The 19,620-nt window shown below is 63.3% G+C and carries 22 protein-coding genes and 3 pseudogenes; 11 read left to right on the forward strand and 14 right to left on the reverse strand.

Going from position 1 to position 19,620, the window contains the following annotated elements; genetic code table 11:
* Window positions 1–318: 318 nt before the first annotated feature.
* The gene (locus tag IVA81_RS20190; protein WP_247321182.1) at window positions 319–1,272 is read right to left on the reverse strand and encodes an alpha/beta hydrolase; all 954 of its coding nucleotides are present in this window, start codon (window positions 1,270–1,272) and stop codon (window positions 319–321) included.
* 332 nt (window positions 1,273–1,604) lie between these two features.
* On the opposite strand from IVA81_RS20190, the gene IVA81_RS20195 reads away from it, so the two are divergent.
* Entirely contained in the window at window positions 1,605–1,787 is a 183-nt protein-coding gene (locus tag IVA81_RS20195; RefSeq protein ID WP_247321183.1) for a hypothetical protein, read from the forward strand.
* A gap of 91 nt (window positions 1,788–1,878) precedes the next feature.
* Here IVA81_RS20195 and IVA81_RS20200 read toward each other — a convergent pair whose 3' ends face one another.
* The 3 genes from IVA81_RS20200 to ykgO all read right to left on the reverse strand — a co-directional run bounded on the left by IVA81_RS20200 (window position 1,879) and on the right by ykgO (window position 3,152).
* Entirely contained in the window at window positions 1,879–2,139 is a 261-nt protein-coding gene (locus tag IVA81_RS20200; RefSeq protein ID WP_247321184.1) for a hypothetical protein, read from the reverse strand.
* A gap of 125 nt (window positions 2,140–2,264) precedes the next feature.
* A complete protein-coding gene (locus tag IVA81_RS20205) occupies window positions 2,265–2,897 on the reverse strand; it encodes a tetratricopeptide repeat protein (protein WP_247321186.1) in 633 nt (210 codons plus the stop codon).
* A gap of 129 nt (window positions 2,898–3,026) precedes the next feature.
* Entirely contained in the window at window positions 3,027–3,152 is a 126-nt protein-coding gene (ykgO, locus tag IVA81_RS20210) for a type B 50S ribosomal protein L36 (RefSeq protein ID WP_006611362.1), read from the reverse strand.
* 309 nt (window positions 3,153–3,461) lie between these two features.
* On the opposite strand from ykgO, the gene IVA81_RS20215 reads away from it, so the two are divergent.
* Window positions 3,462–4,346 (forward strand): amidohydrolase family protein, encoded by an 885-nt coding sequence (locus IVA81_RS20215; RefSeq protein WP_200470185.1) that lies wholly within the window; start codon window positions 3,462–3,464, stop codon window positions 4,344–4,346.
* A 222-nt stretch (window positions 4,347–4,568) separates the two neighbouring features.
* On the opposite strand, the pseudogene IVA81_RS20220 reads toward IVA81_RS20215, so the two are convergent.
* Window positions 4,569–4,891, reverse strand: a pseudogene (locus tag IVA81_RS20220) (SDR family oxidoreductase); the annotation flags it as partial.
* A 3-nt stretch (window positions 4,892–4,894) separates the two neighbouring features.
* Between IVA81_RS20220 and IVA81_RS20225 the strand changes: the two are divergent.
* Window positions 4,895–5,152 (forward strand): annotated as a pseudogene (locus IVA81_RS20225) (helix-turn-helix domain-containing protein); the annotation flags it as partial.
* Window positions 5,153–5,237: 85 nt separating this feature from the next.
* Here IVA81_RS20225 and IVA81_RS20230 read toward each other — a convergent pair.
* Complete coding sequence (locus IVA81_RS20230; RefSeq protein WP_247321187.1) at window positions 5,238–6,209, reverse strand: ABC transporter substrate-binding protein; 972 nt, start codon at window positions 6,207–6,209, stop codon at window positions 5,238–5,240.
* A gap of 172 nt (window positions 6,210–6,381) precedes the next feature.
* Between IVA81_RS20230 and IVA81_RS20235 the strand changes: the two genes are divergently transcribed.
* The 3 genes and pseudogenes from IVA81_RS20235 (at window position 6,382) to IVA81_RS20245 (ending at window position 8,530) form a co-directional block, all read left to right on the forward strand.
* Window positions 6,382–7,119, forward strand: coding sequence for a haloacid dehalogenase type II (locus IVA81_RS20235; RefSeq protein WP_247321189.1), 738 nt, complete (start codon window positions 6,382–6,384; stop codon window positions 7,117–7,119).
* 57 nt (window positions 7,120–7,176) lie between these two features.
* Window positions 7,177–7,643, forward strand: a pseudogene (locus IVA81_RS20240) (YbaK/EbsC family protein).
* 59 nt (window positions 7,644–7,702) lie between these two features.
* Window positions 7,703–8,530 (forward strand): adenylate/guanylate cyclase domain-containing protein, encoded by an 828-nt coding sequence (locus IVA81_RS20245; protein ID WP_247321191.1) that lies wholly within the window; start codon window positions 7,703–7,705, stop codon window positions 8,528–8,530.
* Between the two features lie 69 nt (window positions 8,531–8,599).
* Here IVA81_RS20245 and IVA81_RS20250 read toward each other — a convergent pair whose 3' ends face one another.
* Window positions 8,600–8,950, reverse strand: a complete 351-nt coding sequence (locus IVA81_RS20250) for a hypothetical protein (RefSeq protein WP_247321390.1) — start codon at window positions 8,948–8,950, stop codon at window positions 8,600–8,602.
* A gap of 96 nt (window positions 8,951–9,046) precedes the next feature.
* Window positions 9,047–10,033 carry a tripartite tricarboxylate transporter substrate binding protein gene (locus IVA81_RS20255; RefSeq protein ID WP_247321195.1) on the reverse strand — a complete coding sequence of 329 codons (987 nt, stop codon included), beginning with the start codon at window positions 10,031–10,033 and terminating at the stop codon, window positions 9,047–9,049.
* Between the two features lie 149 nt (window positions 10,034–10,182).
* On the opposite strand from IVA81_RS20255, the gene IVA81_RS20260 reads away from it, so the two are divergent.
* Complete coding sequence (locus IVA81_RS20260) at window positions 10,183–10,440, forward strand: hypothetical protein (protein ID WP_247321392.1); 258 nt, start codon at window positions 10,183–10,185, stop codon at window positions 10,438–10,440.
* A gap of 126 nt (window positions 10,441–10,566) precedes the next feature.
* On the opposite strand, the gene IVA81_RS20265 is transcribed toward IVA81_RS20260, so the two are convergent.
* Together IVA81_RS20265 and IVA81_RS20270 are read right to left on the reverse strand one after the other, a co-directional pair.
* Window positions 10,567–11,088 carry a transposase gene (locus tag IVA81_RS20265; protein ID WP_247321197.1) on the reverse strand — a complete coding sequence of 174 codons (522 nt, stop codon included), beginning with the start codon at window positions 11,086–11,088 and terminating at the stop codon, window positions 10,567–10,569.
* 124 nt (window positions 11,089–11,212) lie between these two features.
* Window positions 11,213–12,148, reverse strand: coding sequence for a LysR family transcriptional regulator (locus tag IVA81_RS20270; protein WP_247321199.1), 936 nt, complete (start codon window positions 12,146–12,148; stop codon window positions 11,213–11,215).
* Window positions 12,149–12,265: 117 nt separating this feature from the next.
* Here IVA81_RS20270 and IVA81_RS20275 point away from each other — a divergent pair, with 117 nt between their 5' ends.
* The 3 genes from IVA81_RS20275 to wrbA all read left to right on the forward strand — a co-directional run bounded on the left by IVA81_RS20275 (window position 12,266) and on the right by wrbA (window position 14,518).
* The gene (locus tag IVA81_RS20275; protein WP_247321202.1) at window positions 12,266–13,018 is read left to right on the forward strand and encodes an SDR family oxidoreductase; all 753 of its coding nucleotides are present in this window, start codon (window positions 12,266–12,268) and stop codon (window positions 13,016–13,018) included.
* A 36-nt stretch (window positions 13,019–13,054) separates the two neighbouring features.
* On the forward strand, window positions 13,055–13,753 hold the full coding sequence (locus tag IVA81_RS20280; protein ID WP_247321204.1) for a pirin family protein: 699 nt from the start codon (window positions 13,055–13,057) through the stop codon (window positions 13,751–13,753).
* 165 nt (window positions 13,754–13,918) lie between these two features.
* The gene (gene wrbA, locus IVA81_RS20285; protein ID WP_247321206.1) at window positions 13,919–14,518 is read left to right on the forward strand and encodes an NAD(P)H:quinone oxidoreductase; all 600 of its coding nucleotides are present in this window, start codon (window positions 13,919–13,921) and stop codon (window positions 14,516–14,518) included.
* 80 nt (window positions 14,519–14,598) lie between these two features.
* On the opposite strand, the gene IVA81_RS20290 is transcribed toward wrbA, so the two are convergent.
* The gene (locus tag IVA81_RS20290) at window positions 14,599–15,069 is read right to left on the reverse strand and encodes an Lrp/AsnC family transcriptional regulator (RefSeq protein WP_247321208.1); all 471 of its coding nucleotides are present in this window, start codon (window positions 15,067–15,069) and stop codon (window positions 14,599–14,601) included.
* Window positions 15,070–15,191: 122 nt separating this feature from the next.
* On the opposite strand from IVA81_RS20290, the gene IVA81_RS20295 reads away from it, so the two are divergent.
* A complete protein-coding gene (locus IVA81_RS20295) occupies window positions 15,192–15,731 on the forward strand; it encodes an alpha/beta fold hydrolase (RefSeq protein ID WP_247321210.1) in 540 nt (179 codons plus the stop codon).
* 21 nt (window positions 15,732–15,752) lie between these two features.
* Here IVA81_RS20295 and IVA81_RS20300 read toward each other — a convergent pair whose 3' ends face one another.
* The 3 genes from IVA81_RS20300 to IVA81_RS20310 form a co-directional block, all read right to left on the reverse strand.
* Window positions 15,753–16,898, reverse strand: a complete 1,146-nt coding sequence (locus IVA81_RS20300) for a GNAT family N-acetyltransferase (protein ID WP_247321212.1) — start codon at window positions 16,896–16,898, stop codon at window positions 15,753–15,755.
* Window positions 16,899–17,017: 119 nt separating this feature from the next.
* A complete protein-coding gene (locus IVA81_RS20305) occupies window positions 17,018–18,370 on the reverse strand; it encodes an O-antigen ligase (protein WP_247321214.1) in 1,353 nt (450 codons plus the stop codon).
* A 15-nt stretch (window positions 18,371–18,385) separates the two neighbouring features.
* Entirely contained in the window at window positions 18,386–19,471 is a 1,086-nt protein-coding gene (locus tag IVA81_RS20310) for a glycosyltransferase family 1 protein (RefSeq protein ID WP_247321216.1), read from the reverse strand.
* Window positions 19,472–19,620 lie beyond the last annotated feature (149 nt).

Here is a 19,620-nt window from a genome sequence, read left to right on the forward strand (position 1 = left end):
CCCTGCCCGCCCCATGTCGTGCCGACGCTGCCGCGTCCACCGCAAGCCCGGCTCGCGACAGTGACGACACAAGATCGCCCCTCTTGGATGAGCCGGGATGGACGACACATACGACAAAACCGAATTTCGGTAAAGTGGAATATTTTTGCGCGGATGGATTGACAGCGGGGCGACACAGGCAAGGTGCCAGCTCCGTCATCCTGACGGTGCCGTAGGGTGGGCAAAGCGAAGCGTGCCCACGTTTCTTTGCCGTCATCGAGAGATCGTGGGCACGGCGCAAGTGCGCCTTTGCCCACCCTACGAGAGCTCGAAAACGCTCTAATCGGCGGCAGCCTGTGCCGGGACGATTTTCCCGATCATCGTATCGATCTCCGCTTTCACGCGGTCCGGCACGGCGTTCTGCACCATGTGGCCGAGATCGGGCAGCACGATCAGCTTTGCATTTGGCACCATGGCCGCGAACGGGCGGGCGTGGATGTTGGTCTTTACGGTCTTGTCGGGCTCGCCGGCGATGACCGTGACCGGGGCTTTGATCTCGCCGTAGCGCGCGACCTGCGCGGCGACCGCTTCCTTCAGCGTCACCAGATCATAGGCATTGGCGATGAACTCGCGCGGACGCAGCAGCAGCGGCGTCGCGGAATCCTGCACAAAACCATCAGGCATCGTCTGCGGCAGGAATACGCTGCGCGCGCCGGCTTCGGCAACGAAGTAACCGAGCGGCAGCGTGACGGTGTAGGCGAGCAGCGGGCCGATCACCGGCGTTGCAATGATCTCGTTGTAACGGCCGACGCCGCCACGCCAGGGATGGGTGACGGGCGCGAGCATGACGAGGCCCGCGACGCGGCCGGGATGATCGAGCGCAATCCGGGCGCCGAGCGCGCCGCTCCAGGAATGCACGACGAAGACCGCACGCTCGATCCCGAGCTTGCCGAGCGCGTCATCGATCATCCGCGCCTGGATCTGCGGCGTGGAATCCTGGCGCCGCGCGCGCGTGCTCCAGCCATGGCCGGGACGGTCCACCAGGATGACGCGATGGTCTTTGGCGAGGAGGTCGCCGAGCGGACGCCGCATCGCTTCGAGATTGGAGCTCGCGCCGTGCAGCATCACGATCGGCAAGCCATCGCGCGGGCCGATATCGACGACGTGAAGCGTCGCCCCGTCGACTTCGACCATCCCGCCTTGCGGCGGAAAGGCGCGCTGCACGGCGACGATTCCGGCCTGCGTGACCAGCGCCAGCAGAACCAGCGCCGTCACGACTGACATCACGATCATGGTGAGAATCCGGGAGATCCAGGGCACAGGGCAGTTACGGGTTTGATCGGCGGCAGTTTCGCTGCACCGGCTTTCCATGCTTCCACCAAAACTGCCGGGGCTGTGGATATGTGCATAATTGCGGAACGTAAAAACTCAATGGAATCAACAATATTCCAAGAGGACACGCAAGCCTCGGAACAGCTTCATGCAGCCGTCATCGCGGCTTCCATATAATCGCCATGGTCGGTTCCGCCATCTAGGCGCGGGTGGGCGCCGATCCTCCTCGCAGGCCCCAGGGGATGTGGGAAAGACCGGCAGAATTTGTCCTGGTTTGAACCGGAGGATTTTCGATGAGCTTCAGATCGAACGACACTGCGATCGACGAGATCGTCGCGAGCTGCAACGGCGACCTGCGCGGTGCCGTGCGGGCGCTGCTCCTGATCAACGAGCATCTCGAGACGGAGCTTGCAAAGGCTTACGCCGCAGCCGCCGATCAGGGACTGGTCGAGCGCGGCGGCAACGCCCTGCACTAAAGTGCGATCGATCGCACTTTAGGCTCTCTTTTGAGCATGATCTTGTCGGAAAACCGCTGCACACTTTTCCGGATCATGCTTGGAATGCAGGCTAGTTCGCGCCGCCCTCGTCTTTTTCCTCGTCGGGCGTGACTGTGGGACAGGCGCGGATCGTCGAGCGGGCAAGCTTGGCATCGGCCCTGGACTTGTAGGGACCGTCGCCGAACCAGATGTCGCCGATGATGACCGGATTGCTGGTCACGATATTGCATTTTCCGGTGGCGCGGTTGCCGACCACCCAGAACAGTCCGTCGGCGAAGCTCGACGTCCCCGACGCGAGCAGCAATACACCTGCAAAGATCAAACGCTTCATGGCTTTCGCTCCTGCCATGCAGGTAGGCCCGCGGCAGGCCGGACAATAGTCCTCACGATGCCGCGCTTCCGGTCGTGGTTAATCTGAAGACGCCACGTTCCCTCAAGAAATGATCGAGTTGTCGGCTAGATGTCGCGGCCTTCGACCTTCTCGGTCAGCGCCTTGACCTGATCGGGGATCTTTTCGAGGTGCGGATTGACGGCGAGCGCCTTGCGATAGGCCTCAAGCGCGCGCTTCTCGTCACCGACCTCCTGCATGATCATGCCGAGGCCTGCGAGCGCGCCGAAATGGCGCGGCTCCCGGACCAGCACTTGCTGGATATCCCCGAGCGAACGGCCATAGTCGTTCTGCATGTAGTAGAGCGTGGCGCGCCGGTTCCAGGCCTCGATGTAGTCGGGCCTGAGCTTGATGACCGAATCCAGCAGCTTGATCGCGACCTCGATCTTCTTGGCGTCGACCGCGGTCTTGGCGCGCGCCATCAACAGCGCCGCGGTGTCGCTCGGGGTCTGGAGCCAGATCGCCCAGATCCGCGCCTCGACATGCTTGGCGCTGGCCTCGTCGGGCGCCGCCTTCAACGCGCCGAACAGGAAGTCGAGATTCTTGGTGCGATCGACCTTGGGCAGCTTGGCCGGCGCTTCCGGAAGCTTCTTCTGTTTGCCGGGTGGATCAACCTGCTGCGCCAGGGCTGGAGCGAGGCCAGCAGTTGCCAGCACAACGGCCAGACACAGGGTACGCGGATGAGGGAATCTCAAAGCCATGGCCAAAGTCTAAACGCGCAAAGCCGCCCTTGCAAAGCAGGGCGGCGTCAAACTCGTGTGAGACCGGGGTCTTGCGGGCGCGCGGGCATCCGGCGGGGCAAACTCAGCCCCTCAGATCAGCCTCTGAGATCAGCCCTGGCGAGCCTTGAAACGGCGCTGCACCTTGTTGATCACATAGACCCGGCCCTTGCGGCGGACCAGGCGGTTGGCGCGGTGGCGACCGCGCAGCGATTTCAGCGAGTTACGGACCTTCATGGCAGAATCCTGAACGTTCGAAAGGCCGCGTTCGGCACTACCGTTTCGGCACGCGCGAATGTGGCAAAATGAGATCTTTCCCGCTGGCGGACGACCGCCCGGGACGGGTCGGTTCTTAAGGCATGGCGGGAGGGGCTGTCAATGTTAACTGCCGCCCTCCGAACCAGCAAATTCGCGAAAACAACCCCATGCACAGTAGAACCGGCCGGATCGGCCTGATTTATCGCAAGCGGTTCGACGCCTTCGACGACGTCTTGCCAAATTCGTTATATCATATAATCAATTCGGCAACCCGTCGGGAGGAAACCCATGCCGAAGCTGAAGCTGCCGAATATCGACGACGTCGTCGCCATCGACATCCACACCCACGCCGAGGAGCCCTGCGGTTGTCACGCCGACGACGGCTATGACGATTTCCAGGCGCAGATGGCGGAGTACTTCAAGTCGCCGAACAAGCATCCGCCGACGGTGCCGGAGACCGCGGCCTATTACCGCTCCAAGAACATCGCTGCGGTGATCTTCCCGGTCGACGCCGAGCGCGAGACCGGCTTCCGCCGCTACAACAATTACGAGATGATCGAGGCCGCCTCCGACCATCTCGACGTCCTCATCCCCTTCGTCTCGATCGATCCCCACAAGGGCAAGCTGGGCGCGCGCGAGGCACGCAAGCTGATCGAGGAATACGGCGTGCGCGGCTTCAAATTCCACCCGACCATGCAGGGCTTCTACGCCAACGACCGCATGGCCTATCCGCTCTACGAAGAGATCAACAATGGCGGCGCGATCGCGCTGTTTCACACCGGCCAGACCGGCGTCGGCTCGGGCATGCCGGGCGGCATGGGAATGCGGCTGAAATATTCCAACCCAATGTACATGGACGATGTTGCGGCCGATTTCCCCGACCTCAAGATCATCCTCGCCCACCCATCCTTCCCCTGGCAGGAGGAAGCGCTGTCGGTCGCGACCCACAAGCCGAACGTCTATATCGATCTCTCGGGCTGGTCGCCAAAGTACTTCCCGCCGATCCTGGTGCGCTACATCAACTCGATTCTTCAGGACAAGATGCTGTTCGGGTCGGACTGGCCGGTGATCACGCCGGACCGCTGGCTGTCAGACTTTGCCAAGATCGATATCCGCGACGAGATCCGGCCGAAGGTGCTCAAGGCCAACGCGCGCAAACTGCTGGGGATTTAGAGCGGAGCGGGATTAAGTTGAATCAAGCGGCCGCGGGCTCGGTGCACCTCTCCCGCTTGCGGGAGAGGTCGCGCCGAAGGCGCGGGTGAGGGTTCTCTCCTCTAGGGGATTATCCCGCTGTGGAGATACCCTCTCCCCAACCCTCCCCCGCAAGCGGGGGAGGGAGCACATCTCCTTTGGGGCGGCATTCGATCGAATGATCGAAGCCCTCACGCTCAAGACTCAGACCTGCGCCAGGCCGCCATCGACGAAGACCTCGCCGCCGGTCATGAAGCTGCTGTCCGCGGACGCCAGGAACGCGGCCACCGCGCCCGTCTCGGAGGGGTCGCCGACACGCCCGATGGGCGTGGCGCTTCCAAGCGCATCAAACGCCTCCTCGCCGACGATCTCCAGTGCCAGCTCCGTCTTGGTCGGCCCCGGCGACAGCTCGAACCTGTCAGGATGATCGACGAGCCTTCTCTCATCAGCGGCAGCGCCTTCTGCACCGTGAACACCAGTCCCTTCACATTGACGTCGAAGATGTGATCGTAATGCTCGGAGGTGATCTACTCCGGCGCGCAGTGCGTGATGTCAGCGACAAGATGCTGATCCAGCAACTCAAGGAATTGGAGGCCGACGGTCTCGTAAAGCAGACCGACTACAAGGAGGTGCCGCCCCGAGTGGACTACAGCCTCACCCCTCTGGGTCGCAGCCTTGGAGAGGCGCTTGTGCCGCTCTGTGCGTGGGGTACGGAGCACATGGCGGAAGTCAGCCGCGTGTGCGCAGAGCGCGCGACCTGGACGCGGCGAGAACGTCCGCCTGTCTAGCTTGCGCTCCTCGCCGTCCGAGGTCTGCTCCGGTTGGCGCCACTCGCCCTGCGTCAGCTTGGGCCAATAAGCGACGTCAGAGTGCCTACTCGATCACCACATCGGCCCGCGTCAGCAGGGCCGGTGGCATGTTGATGCCGAGTGCTTTGGCAGTCTGGAGGTTTATTACAAGCTCGTACTTGGTCGGCCGTTCGACCGGCAGATCGCCAGGTTTCGTACCCTTGAGAATCTTGTCGACAAGGGTCGCAGACCGACGAAACTGATCTGGCAAGTCAGTTCCGTAGCTCAAGAGGAAGCCCGCTTCCGCGTAGTCTCTCACCGCAGAGATTGCAGGCAGTCGATTTCTGACGGCCATGACGCCAATCAGGCCGCGATGGTTGAACAGCACTCCATCGCTCAGCACGACGAGCACCTGCGCGCGTTCACTCACCATTGTCGCGAACGCTTGTTCAAGTATGTCCGAGCCGCGCGCCTCGGCCGGAACAAGCGTCAACCCCAGCGCTTTGGCAGCTTCCCGCAGCGACGCCAGCCGGTCCTGATTGGGCGCAAAGTCCGGATTCCATAGAATGCCCACACGCGAGAGATTTGGCAGAGTGTCCTTCAGAAATTCAAGCCGCTTGCCGTTGATCTCATCGCCGGGCTCGGAGCTAAACCCAGTAATATTGCCACCCGGGCGCGCCAGACTGGCGACAAGTCCTGCACTGACCGGCTCGGCACAGTTGGCCATGACGATCGGGATCGTCCGGGTCGCCTTCATGGCCGCAACCGTGGTCGCATTGGTTCCGGAAACGATGACGTCCACGCCGAGCCCGGCCACCTCCGTGGCAAGCGCCGCCAGCCGCCCTATGTCTCCGTCGGCAAAACGGTACTCGATGACGACATTCTCGCCGACGCGATAGCCAAGGCTCCGCAGGCCGGCTTCGAAGGCTCTAACATTACGAAGTGTTTGCTCCCGCGACGCGCTCGCGAGGTAACCTATCCTGTAGACCCACCTTGCCGGTTGCTGCGCACGCGCGCCGAGCGGCCACGTTGCTGCCGCGCCGCCGATCAGCCCCATGAACTCGCGTCGTCTCATTGAGCACCGCGGAAGAAACGCCGGTCGATGTCCCAAGCCTAGCACTTTGCGATGAGACGGCCAGTGCGAATGGGCAATTAATGGTATAGCTGATGATCATGCGCACTCCCCCAAGCGGAGTTCTTGTGACCACAGCTGCCTGGAAGGACAGCCGATGAGCATCAAAGCGGTCGTCTTCGACGCCTACGGGACGCTCTACGACATTCAGTCGGTTGCGGAGACCACCGAGGACGCGTTTCCGGGCTATGGCGAGATCATCACGCAGGTCTGGCGCATCAAGCAGCTCGAATACACCTGGCTGCGCTCGCTGATGCGGCGCTACCAGGATTTCGCCGCGGTTACCCGCGACTCCCTGACCTATACGCTGCGCGTGCTCGGGCTCGCCTATGAGAGCGAGGCGTTCGAGCGTGTCATCGAGAAATATCTGCACCTCGATCTCTATCCGGATGCGACAAGCGCGCTTGCGGCCTTGAAGCCGCGAAAACTTGCGATCCTCTCCAATGGCAGCCCGGACATGCTCGATCCGCTCGTGCGTAATTCCGGCCTCGACCGCCTGCTCGATGCGACCATCAGCGTCGATGCCAAGAAGATCTTCAAGCCGAGCCCGGAAGCCTATGAGTTGATCGGAGAGAAGCTCGGCACTGCACCGAACGAGGTGCTGTTCGTCTCGTCCAATCCCTGGGACGTGGCGGGCGCGAAGTCGTTCGGGCTCAACGTCGCCTGGATCGAGCGGGTGACGCCGGAAGCGATGGCGCTGGCTTGCGTCGAGAACGAACTCGTGGCACCGCTGACCATGTTTAGGGCGATCCGCACCCAGATGGACGAGCTCGGCTTTGCGCCGGATCACCGCGTCCGTTCGCTCTCTGAGTTGCCAGGGATCATCAAGGGATGACCCAGGGATCGCTTAGCATCGCCGACCCGCCTGCAAGTCTGGAATGAGCTGACTGGAATGAGCCTGGAATCTGTTCGTGCCTTCTTCGCCGAGAAAGCCCCCGATATCGCCGTGATGGAATCACCGATCAGCTCGGCGACCGTGCCGCTGGCCGCCGAAGCTTATGGCGTCGAGCCCGGCCGTATCGCCAAGACGCTGTCCCTGCGCATCGGCGAACGCGTGATCCTGATCGTGGCCGCGGGCACCTCGCGGATGGACAACAAGAAGGTCAAGACGCAGTTCGGCGGCAAGCCGAAGATGCTGGGCTGGAGGAAGTCGCCGAGATCACCGGCCACGAGGTCGGCGGCGTCTGCCCGTTCGGGCTGAAGTCGCCGCTGCCGATCTATTGCGACGTATCGCTAAAGGCGTTCGACGTCGTGGTGCCGGCCGCGGGCTCGACCCACAGCGCGGTGCGCATCACGCCGGAGCGGATGGCCGAGCTTACCGCTGCCGAATGGATCGACGTGTGCGAGGTCAGGCCGTAAGGTGACACCGGATACGATGCCTGATGCATTTGCCGGTCATGCAGGCTAGCATAGCGACCATGACCGACGACAAGGTGAAACGACGACTGACCACCGTGCTGTGCGCTGACGTGTACGGCTATTCTCGTCTCATGGAAGCGGACGAGACCGGAACGTTGGAGACGCTCCGCCGCTACCGCACGGCCATTGCGCGATTGGTCGAGCGTCATGACGGCCGCATCGTGAATACCTGGGGCGATGCCGTGATCGCCGAGTTCGCCAGCGTCGTCGAGGCCGTGCAATGCGCGGTCGAGATTCAGCAGGAAATCTCCAATCAGGACTCGGACGCGTCCCAGGCGAACCCGATGCGGTTTCGCATCGGCATCAACCTCGGCGACGTGATGGTGGACGGCTCCGACATCTATGGCGACGGGGTCAATATCGCATCGCGCCTGCAAGAGCTTGCCGACCCCGGCGGCGTCGTGATCTCGAGCTCCGTCTACGATCAGGTGCACAACAAATTATCCGTTGGCTTCGACTGCCTCGGCCAGCGCCCGATGAAGAACATTGCCCCCCTGACCAGTTATCGGTTGACCTTGGGTGGCCAAGCCGCCGGACCAGGGAGCTTCCCGATCGAGGAAAGCGCAACTCTCTCCGAGAGCGCGCCTGCTCCCCGGATGGACAGGCGCGCTCCATCTTCGGTGACGAATGTCGTTTCGGAGTGGCTCACAAAGCTGCCCCGCCCCGTTGCAGCGGCCCTCACTGTGTCGGCCTTCCTGATTGTGATCAATCTATTCACCAGCAATAAGATCTGGTTCCACTGGCCAGTCGCAGCCATTCTCTTCGGTGTGGTCATGCGGATGGTGCTCGGAAACCGACCTGAATCGGACGGCAGAAGCGAGCGCTGAACGAGGCGGCACGACCGCATCTTCGCGCCTACGGCTGCGCGCCGTTCCGGATCATGCGCTCTTCAGAGCCTAATCGTCGTAGTCGTCATAGGGGCGCGGTTGCGGCGGTGGCGGCAGCGCATTGTTATAGCGCGGCGGCGGCGCGGCACGATTGCGTGGCACCTGTTGCTGCGGCGGCATCTGGTTGTTGGATTGGAACACCGCGCGGCAGCCGCTCGAGAGCTGCGGTGTGTTCTGCTGCAAGCAAGCCGTGATGCGGCTCACATCCGGAATCTGGTCGCTGCACAGGCGCCACACATCCGGTGTGCAGGCCATCTGCTGTTCCATGGTTCCACGATATTCCTGGGCGAATGCTGCGCTCTGCGCGACAATGCCGCCGACAGCGAGCGCAACACCCAGCGCAATCCGCTCTGTTCGCATGTCCCGGTCCTTCTCGATTTCCTGCGAATTCTCATCAATCAATGAGGCGGGAGCCGATTCTGGACCAACAACAAAATGTGAAATCAGGACTGGAACCTACTCCACCTTGCCGATCTTCTTCACCGCCGCGATCAGCCGCGTGCTGTCCACCGCGACGAATTCGGCGAAGGCCGGCGCGTCCTGATAGGCGACGAGACTGCCAGAGGTCTCAAAAGCCTTGAGCACGTCGGGGCTCTTCATCACCTGCGCCATCGCCTCGCGCAGGCGGGTCGCGATCGGCGCAGGAAGAGAACTCTGTGCGAACAGCCCGGCCCAGATGTACATCTCGACGTCCTTGTAGCCGAGCTCCTGGAAGGTCGCCACGTCAGGGAAGCTTGCGATGCGCTGCGCGCCGCAATTGCCGAGCACGCGCAACTTGCCGTCGTCGACCTGCGGCTTCAGCGTGCCAGGTGCGGCGGCGATCGCCTGCACGGTGCCACCGAGGATCGCGGTCAGCGCCGGACCTGCGCCGCGGAACGGCACGTGCAGCAGCTTGATGCCGGCGCTGTTTGCGAACATCTCCATCGCCACATGCAGCGTGCCATAGGGCCCGGATGAGCCGTAGGGGATCTGACCCGGGCGCTTCTTCGCATCCTCGACGAAATCCTGCGCCGTTTTCCACGGCGCGGAGGCCGGCACTGCCAATAGCGTGGGATCGGCGAGCACGCGCGCGATCGGCATGAACTGCGAGACCTCGTAGGCCACGGGACGGTCAAACAGACGGTCGGCCTCGGGGAGCACCGCGAGCGAGGACAGCGTCATCAGCAGCGTGTAGCCGTCGGGCTCGGCGCGTGCCGCCGCGGCATTGCCGACCGAGCCGCCGCCGCCTCCGGCCCTGTTGTCGACGATGACAGGCTTGCCGAGGATCCGCTCCAGCGCCATGGCGACGGGCCGTGCCGCGAGATCGGCCTGGCCTCCGGCCGGAAACGGTACGATCAGGGTGATGTTGCGCACGGGATAGGCTTGGGCGAAGGCCGGGTCCGGCGCTGCAACCCGCAACAACGGCAATGCCGCAGCCGCGCGCAAGAGATCGCGTCGATCCATGATGGTGCCCTCCCCTGATTTTTTCTTACTCGCTGCCAGCCTAACGCGCCAAGCGGCAAGAACAAGACGTTTACGAAGCGTTAGCCATGTCCGGCTCCGCCAGGAACGCATGTCTGGACCCGCTGTTGCCCTCTCAGGGAGAGTGGATGATGCGAAATCTGGCGACCATCGACGTTGCGCTGGACGAGATGCTGGTGAATCTCGCAGCGATCGTGTTGCGGCTTTCAAAGCCCGAATTGACGCGTACGCCGGAAGCGCGGCGCGCCTTGGCGCAATCGGTCCATCAATATGCAGTCTGTGCGAAGCGTTCGAACGACCCGCGTGTTCACGAATTGAAGTCGCAGCTGGAAGAAACGCTGAAGCCCAGCCTGCGCGTCGTCGCGATCGACGGCGTGAAGGTGGCTTAGTCAGCCCCCTCAGGCAAAGGCGGGCACGCTTCGCTTTGCCCACCCTACGAGAGTTTTTCCGAAGGATCGACTAGCGAGATCTCGTAGGGTGGGCAAAGGCGCGCTCTTCGCGCGCTGTGCCCACGGTCACTCGCCGAAGTGTCCCGCGATGTCCCGCATATCCCCTCCCCAGTCGACGGGAAGACTGCCCTGCTGCAGGTAGCGATGAAAGCTGCTGAGCGACCAGTCGCACACTCGAGTGACGAGGCCGTGTTTGACGGGATTGAAATGGATGTAATCAACGTGGCGCTCCAGGTCTCCGTCGTCGCGAACTGTGTGCTCCCAGAAACGCCGTTGCCAGATGCCCTTCTCACGCTTTCTCAATTTGCTACTTGAAGGTAAGCCAGCCTCCAAGCCACGCGAAAATCCGCCTTTGATCAGATTCCAGCGCGATGAAAAGTCGACGTCGCCATCCGGCAACGCCCAGATCGCGTGGAGGTGGTCGGGCAAAATACAGATTGCGACGGTCTCGAACGGGCGGCGTTGCTGGACAGTTCGGTAAATTTGCCTCAAGCGATCGGCTTGATCGACGAGCAACGTGCTCGAACGATCCTCGAGCACCACCGTGAAGAAAAACGTACTGCCCTGCGCGCGCCGATATCGAGACACTTGCGATCCCCTCGGGCAAAGACGTGGGCACGCTTCGCTTTGCCCACCCTACGATAGCCGCTTGCAGGATAGACTAGCGAGGTCTTGTAGGGTGGGCAAAGCGAAGCGTGCCCACCAAAAGTAATTATCCGGCTCTGCCAATCTTCTTCGTCCGCCGCCTGCATGTGCCCGGCAATTTTGCCGCGAGAAAATCGCCGAGCGCTTCGACGCGGGCGGGGCGCGGGCCGCCGGGCGGCGTCACCAGATGCACGGCGCCCTCCGTCTGTTTCCAGTCCTTCAGGATGACTTCGACCTCGCCGGACGAAATCGCTTCACCCACAATGAACTCGGGCAATTCGGCGATGCCGAGGCCTGCGATCAGCGCCGGCATCAACGCCTCGCCGTTGTTGACGCGAAGCTGGCCGCCCGGGCGCACGCTGGCCTGCTCGCCGGCCGAATTGGTGTAGTGCCAGACATTGGGCGTGGAGAGATAGGCGTAGCTGAAGCATTTGTGCTCGGCCAAATGCATCGGATGCGTCGGCCGGCCGTGTTGCTTCAGGTAGGACGGCGCGGCCACGGTGTAGCGCGGCATGGTGAAAAGCTGCCGGGCGATCAGTGAGGAATCCGGCAGGCGCGCGATCCGCACTGCCATGTCGAAACCTTCGCCGATCAGATCGACGGTCGCATCGCTCAAATGCAGATCGACCGAGACTTCCGGATAGGCCTCGAAAAACTCCGGCAGCAGCGGCGCCACCGCCTTGATCCCGAACGTCATGGGGACGGCAAGCCGCACCAGGCCGCGCGGCGCCACCGACTGCGCCAGCGCCTCGTTCTCCGCGGCCTCGCCATCGGCCAGAAGGCGCGTCGCGCGGTCGGCGAGCTTGTGGCCGGCATCCGTCAGCGCGAGCCGGCGCGAGGTGCGGTTGAACAGGCGGGCCCCTAACCGCTCCTCCAGCCGGGTCACGGCCTTCGAGACCGTCGCCTTGGACATCGCGAGTTCGCTCGCCGCCCCCGCAAACGACCGTAATTCCACGACTTTTGCGAAAATCGCGAGCGCCTCGAAATCGGGGAGTTTTGCCATGGGAGCCGGTCCGATCGGATTTTTTGGGAAACAATGCGTTTCGATAGTTTCTATTTATATACCACAAGCGGAGGCTTATCCAAGGGTCATCAGAAATTCAGGAAATGGAGAAATCCAATGACCAAGAAGCTCTCAGGCAAGGTTGCCCTCGTCACCGGCGGCTCGCGCGGCATCGGCGCGGCCGCTGCCCGCGCACTCGCCGACGAAGGCGCTGATGTCGCCATCACCTATGTCGCCTCGCCCGAAAAGGCGGAAGCGGTCGTCACTGAATTGAAGGCCAAGGGCGTCAAGGCGCGCGCTTTCAAGGCCGACCAGGCTTCCGCAAAGGACGTCACCCAACTGGTCAACGACGTCGCCAATGAATTCGGCCACCTCGACATCCTCGTCAACAATGCCGGCGTCGCCGCCGGAGGTGCGATCGACGATGCCAATGCCGACATTGAAGCGCTCGCCCGCCAGGACCAGGTCAATGTGCATGGCGTGATCGCGGCGATCCGTGCCGCTTCGCAATTGATGGGTGAAGGCGGCCGCATCGTCACCGTCGGCTCGATGCTGGCCGATCGCGCTTCGTTCCCCGGCCTTGCCGACTACGTCGCCACCAAGGCAGCCGTGGTTGGCTACACCAAGGGCGCGGCACGCGACCTTGGCCCGCGCGGAATCACCGTGAACGTGGTGCAGCCCGGCTCGATCGATACCGACATGAACCCGAAGGATGGCGGCGAGTTCGCCGAGACCCAGCGCAAGCAGCACGCGCTGCAACGCTTCGGCCGTCCCGAGGAAGTCGCCGCCGGAATCGTCTTTCTCGCAAGCCCGGAAGCCTCCTTCGTGACCGGCACGGTGCTCAATGTCGACGGCGGCTTCGGCGCCTGATCCGAGCCGCCACTCTTCAAGTCAAGGAATACGCAGATGATCGAACTCAGACCTTTCGCAAAGCTCGGCGGCGCCGACCACGGCTGGCTCAAGGCCAAGCATCATTTCTCCTTCGCTGGCCATTATGACCCCAACAACATGGGTCATGGCGCCTTGCGGGTGTGGAACGACGACGAGATCGCGCCGAACACCGGCTTTCCCGCCCATCCCCACGCCAACATGGAGATCATCACCTATGTGCGCGAGGGCGCGATCACCCACCAGGACAGTCTCGGCAACGAGGGCCGTACCGAGGCAGGCGACGTGCAAGTGATGAGCGCCGGCAGCGGCATCCGCCACTCCGAGTACAATCTCGAGCCGTCCAGGACGCGGATCTTCCAAATTTGGATCGAGCCGACGGCGCGCGGGGGACAGCCGACGTGGGGATCGAAGCCGTTCCCGAAGGCGGACCGCTCCGGCAAGCTCGTGACGATCGCGAGCGGGATCGAAGGTGATACCGACGCGCTGCCGATCCGCGCCGATGCGCGGGTGCTCGCCACCACGCTGAAGGCGGGCGAGAGCGCGGAGTACGAGCCGCAGACGTCACGGCATCTCTACCTCGTGCCGGCAGCAGGCTCCGTCGAGATCAACGGCGTCCGCGTCAACGCCCGCGACGGCGCTGCGATCCGGGACGAAGGCCGGCTGACGATCACGGCTCTGGAAGATTCAGAGATCGTGCTCGTCGACGCAGCTTAGCAACGCTCTCCGTCATGGCCGGGCTTGTCCCGGCCATCCACGCCTTCCCGCAAGCAACAAGAACGTGGATGCCCGGGACATCTAGCGCGAAGACGCGCTTCGCGCTTCTGCCCGGGCATGACGATCCCAACAACCACCAATCAAGTCATCCCAACGGAGACCACCATGACCAAAGTTCTCGTCCTCTATTATTCCGCATACGGCCATATCGAGGCGATGGCCAACGCCGTCGCCGAAGGCGCGCGCGAGGCCGGCGCCACCGTCGACATCAAGCGCGTGCCGGAGTTGGTGCCGGCCGAGGTCGCGAAAGCCTCCTATTACAAGGTTGATCAGGCTGCTCCCATCGCCAAGATCGAGGACCTCGCCAATTACGACGCGATCATCGTCGGCACCGGCACCCGGTTTGGCCGCATGGCTTCGCAGATGGCGAACTTCCTCGACCAGGCCGGCGGCCTCTGGGCCAAGGGCGCGCTGCACGGCAAGGTCGGCGGCGCCTTCACCTCGACTGCGACCCAGCATGGCGGCCAGGAGACGACGCTGTTCTCGATCATCACCAACCTGCTGCATTTCGGCATGGTCGTCGTCGGCATGAACTACGGCTTCGCCGGTCAGATGAAGCTCGACGAGGTCACGGGCGGCGCACCCTACGGCGCCACCACGATCACGGGCGGCGACGGCAGCCGCCAGCCCAGCGCCAACGAGCTCGCCGGCGCGCGCTATCAGGGCCGCCAGATCGCGGAGACCGCCAGGAAACTCCATGGCTGAGCTCCACGGCTGACGATCGCGGCTCCCGTTCGGGAATGCCGCCCCTTAGGTGCGGCGGCCGCAATGCGACCGCCCGACACTCAGGCGGTCTTCTTCCTGACAAGCTCGCGACCGATCGGCCGCACCGGCTCGCTCCGCAGCACCAGCGAGGTCGTGACGCCGCCAAATCCGGCAATGCGATCCACGATCGTCTCGAGGTCCTCAGGAGCGGGAACGAGCACCTTGAGCACGAAGCAGTCATCGCCGGTGACGCGATGGACTTCGATGATGTGGGGAATCTCTGCGAACCTCTTGAGGCAGGACTTGATGTGCTCATGCGTGGTCCGCAGGCGCACCAGCGCCATCAGGCCGAGCCCAAGTGCGCGCGGATTGATGCGAGCGCCGTAGCCTTCGATGATCCCGGCTTCCTCGAGCCGTTTGACGCGCTCGGATACCGCGGGCTGGGACAACCCTACGGAACGGCCAAGCTCGGATAGCGGCGCGCGCGCGTTGACCTGCAGCGCCTCCAGGATCTTCAGGTCCTTGGCATCGATGCTCCCGAAGCGATCCAACCGAATTCTCCATTTCACCTTGAGATCATCGGCAAACGGCCGATTGCGCGGATGACTTGCCATGTGATGCAGGACCGGGATCGGTCAAACTGCGGCCTCATCTCAGATATCACGGGACGATCATGCACGACATCATCACATTGCCCGGCCTCGGCGGCTCAGGAGACACCCATTGGCAGACGCAATGGGAAGGCTCCGAGCCGCGCTTCACGCGATTTCAGCCGGCGAGCTGGGACCGGCCGGAGCTCGACGACTGGGAGCAATCGCTGGAGCGAGCGATCGAGCGCTGCACGAAGCCGCCTGTCCTGGTTGCCCATAGCCTCGCCTGCCTGCTGGTGGCACATTGGGCAGCTCGCTTCCCGACGGCGATTGCCGGCGCATGTCTGGTCGCCGTCCCCGATCCCGACGGCGCCAATTTTCCTGCGGAAGCCGTCGCGTTCAAGCCCGTCCCGGAGCGCCCTCTGCGCTTTCCCTCGCTGATCATCGCGAGCACGAATGATCCCTATGGCGCGATCGAGGTCACGCAGCGACGGGCACACAGCTGGCAGTCCGGCTTGGTCGTGCTCGGCGCACTCGGCCACATCAATGCGTCGAGCGGGCTCGGCGACTGGCCGCAGGGGCGCGCGCTGCTGGACGCCTTTCGCGCGGGCCTTCCAAGATGACACGCGCAAGGCTCGCCCGTGTCAGCGTGTCCCCTTGCCCATGGCCCGCGCTGCGAGGGCAGCGAGCCTGGGGTGGCGGCGTAGGCCCTGCGCGGCGTGGTCGCGCCATGCATAGGGCAGACCGCGCCAGGACAGCGCGACGCTGACATCGGTCAGCGGCACTCGCTCGGCGCCGAAGCGCCGCTTGTAGCCTTGATTGCCGATGCTGAGGTCGAAACGGCGCACGCCCTCTGCATGCAGCGCCGCCAGGGTACGCTCGGCGACGAGCAGCCCGGGCGAGCAACTCGACCATGAATCGCCGCCGTGGCTGATGCGCAACAGGTAATAGGTCGCGCCGTGCCTGACGCCGAGCGCGGTGGCGACGATGCCCTCGTCGCACACCAGCGCCGAGACGACGGCATAACCCTCCGCAATGCCCTGGCGGACGACATCGCGATAGAATCGCGCATGGGTCTTATCGTTGAGGACGAACGGCGAGCCGAGCTTTCGCATGCGCGCCTGCTGCTGGACGTCCATCACGTCCATCAGTTCATGCGCGCGCGCGACATCTGTGGTCATCTCGAACCGCGCGCCGGCATGACGGGTGAATACGCGCCAGGAGCGAGGCATCTGCATGCGCTTGATCGAAGCCTGGTAGGCTCGATAGTCGTCGCCCGTCAGCACGAGATTGCCATTGAGCGAGGAGGACCCGATCCGCCCCATCGACACCAGCGGGTTCGGCTTGCCGCTGACCTCGACCGGCATCTTTCTCAGGCGCAGCAGATCGAAGCCGTCAGGCAAGGCCCGCAATGCCTCGACCAGCGCCTTGCCGATCGCATTCGTCGCCCACGCATCCGACGCGGCATCGCGCGCCAGAATCGGCGCGTTGTTGTCGGAGACGCCGAGATCGGCGAATTCGACGATGCGGATGCCGCGCCTGATATGGCTGATCATCGGCACCATCGCGATGTCCTTGCCGGTGGTGACATCGGAGATCACGGCAATCAACGGCGCGACGTCATGGAAGGCCTGGTACCAGGCGCCAAGCCAATAGCCATGTTGGAAAGCGGTGCGATACCCCACGTTCAGGCGCGAAGCAGCCTGACCCCAGTCACGGACGAAATCGATCGCGATTCCCGACGTGCTAGACACCCGACCATCAAATTGCTCGACGCTGAGGACCGTCATCCGCGGGGCATACGATTACTGAATGTTCGGTGATAGGTTGTGTTTTGTCGCAGACCACGGGGAATGGCGCTTATCGTTAAGCCATTGCCACGATGAGCAGCCTTGGATGCGACAGGCTGTCATGGCTTCGGTTCCGCTTGCGCAACGCATTGGAACCTTGCCAGAAAATGCAGGCCGGCCACTGCCAGAGCGAACAGGAACCAGATCGGATTCTGCCGTTCGAGCAGAAAGGTCTCGGTCGCTCCATAATAAAGGCCGAACAGCCACACGGTCAGGAACAGCTTTGCCAGTGCGCCACTGCGGCTGTGAGCCTGGGCTGACTGAAAATTGCCGAGCGGTGCGAGCACGAAAACTGGGATCACGAGCATCAATCCCGGCAGGCCGATGGTGACCGCGAGATCGAGATAGCTGTTGTGGCTGTGCGCCGCCGACGTCGCCCATTCAGCGCCCTGGGTAGTCTGCCGCGCGGTCACGTCGTCCCAGAAAGCTGCATAGCCGTGACCGATGATCGGCTTTTCGGCGAGGGCCGCGAGCGCGAACTCCCAGATGGCGGAACGGCCCGTAAAGGTAGGATCGAGCGGAAGCAGCCGCGTCATGGCACCGAGCGCGGGGCTCAAGACACTGCCGACCGTCAGCAGGTTCATCCCGATCAGCGGCACGAAGCAGATGATCCGCTTCAGCCATAGGCCCGGCGTGACATAGACCAGCGACGCGAGCGCGTAGACCGCAAGGCACAGCACCGACGACGTCTTGCCGCCGGTGAAGATCAGGAAGATGCCGGCGAGCGCTGCGATCGCGGGTCCCAACACGAACGAGCCCACGGCGGACAGATAGATGCCGACATAGACCAGGATCGTCATCACGGGTGAGGCGACGTTCTTATGGCCAAAACTGCCACGCCAGTCGCCGGCGAGCTGCGGCTCGGCAATATCAAGCGCGGTGTGGATCGAATATTGCGGCGCGAGGAAGACGCCGAGATAGCAGAGCGCGAGCAGCACCAGCGCGGCGGCACCCAGGCACAGGTTGAAGCTGCGCTGCGTCGGCGGCAGCAACGGCAGCAGCACGGCGAGCGACGTCACGCTTACGAGCAGCACGAACCGCTGGATCGAGACGCCGCGGCTCTCGGAGAGCACGATGTTGATGACCAGCCACCCCACAAGACAGAGGTGAAGCGGCGTGACCATGCTCTTCAGCGCCGGCGCATCCGTCGCCGCGACGAACAGCACCGCGATCGTAGCCAGCAGCCCCCAGGAAATATAGGTCAGCGCCATTCGTCCGCTGACGACGGTAGTGACATCGGCATTCCGCAGGTCCGGGAAGGGATCGAGCGTTACCAGCACCAGCAGCAGCGACGCGACGGCGATGAGACAGCGCGCAGCCTGCACGGCATTCAGCTGCGCGACGGCATCGCGCAGGACGCCGCCCAGCGATCGGGCCTCGAGCTCAGTGATGTCAGTGGCGCTGCGGTCCATGCTGCGGTTCATGGCTCAAGACATTTGTTGACGCCGGCAAGGCTCTAGGTCCTGGCTCAATCCTGTTGAGCGCCCGGAGGTCTGTGCCGCCGGCTGCCGCACGATGCTCCGCGCAATCTCGTAATATTGCAGCGCCCGCTGCTCGAGCGTGAGACTGTCCAGGATAAAACCGCGCGGATCGAACATGCCTGCGGCACAGCCGGCCCAGAAGTTTTCCCAACCCGCCTCGAACCCCGCGACGTCAGCGAACCTGGCCCCGCAGCGGTCGTCCCAATACGGCACCGACGACACCGGCGCGAACCGCACGCGGTGCGGGTAGTAATCGGGGTCTCGCCACGGGCCGCCCGGATCCCAGGCGAAAACAGGCACGCCGCAAGACAACGCCTGCTGATAAGCGATGCCCTGGCTCTCGTTTTGGCACAGGAAGATCATCGCGCGCGAGTGCGCCAGCGCTGCCTGATAGTCTTCTTCCTTGTAGCTGCCGTAGCGCAACTCCGTGAACGAGCGGCCCTCCTTTCGCAGACGGGCGCGGACGGGTTCGATCAGCTCCGGCGCATAGCGCTCACGGTCCCAGTGGACCTTGTCGTAGATCAGCACGTCGACCGTCTTCTGCGCGCCGCGCGACGGTGCCCAGAGATCGGTATCGATGCCGACCGGCCATGCCTCAGTCTCGGGCCAGTACGGCCGGTACATGTCGACGTACCAAGGGCCGGGCACCACGACCTTCTTCACGGGGAGACGCTTGAACAGATCAGGATCGTCGAGCGGATGATTATGCGCGGCGACGCCGAGCAGGATCGGGTTCTTCCACGCGAACTTGTCGAGCAGAAAGGTGCGGCCGATGATGCAGGCGAGCTCGTCCGGGTGCTGCGCGATATAGCCGTAGTCGTTGACGCGGTAGCGGATACCGAGCCGATCGAGCCCCGCACAGAGATTGAGGAACACGCGAAGCTGGCCGCTCATGCGCGGCTCGCCGAGCAGCAGGCGGCGAGCCATGCGCCGCAGATGCCGGTCGCCAGGAAACCAGCGGTCGTCCTTGTCCTCATAAAAGAGGTTGAGGATCATCGCATCGGGGTCGTGTTTGAATGTCTTTGCGGGCACTGGATCCATCCGCGGCAGCCGGATGCGCATTCTCGCATGGGACCGGCTGCCGCACTCTTCCGAATTTGCCACAGCCTTAATGCCAGCGGCTTAACGCTATTCTACGAAACCAGCGCCGCGCACGCCTTCCCGACAACCATTCGAGTGCA

The sequence above is a fragment of the Bradyrhizobium sp. 141 genome (genome assembly GCF_023074055.1).
Taxonomy (GTDB): domain Bacteria; phylum Pseudomonadota; class Alphaproteobacteria; order Rhizobiales; family Xanthobacteraceae; genus Bradyrhizobium.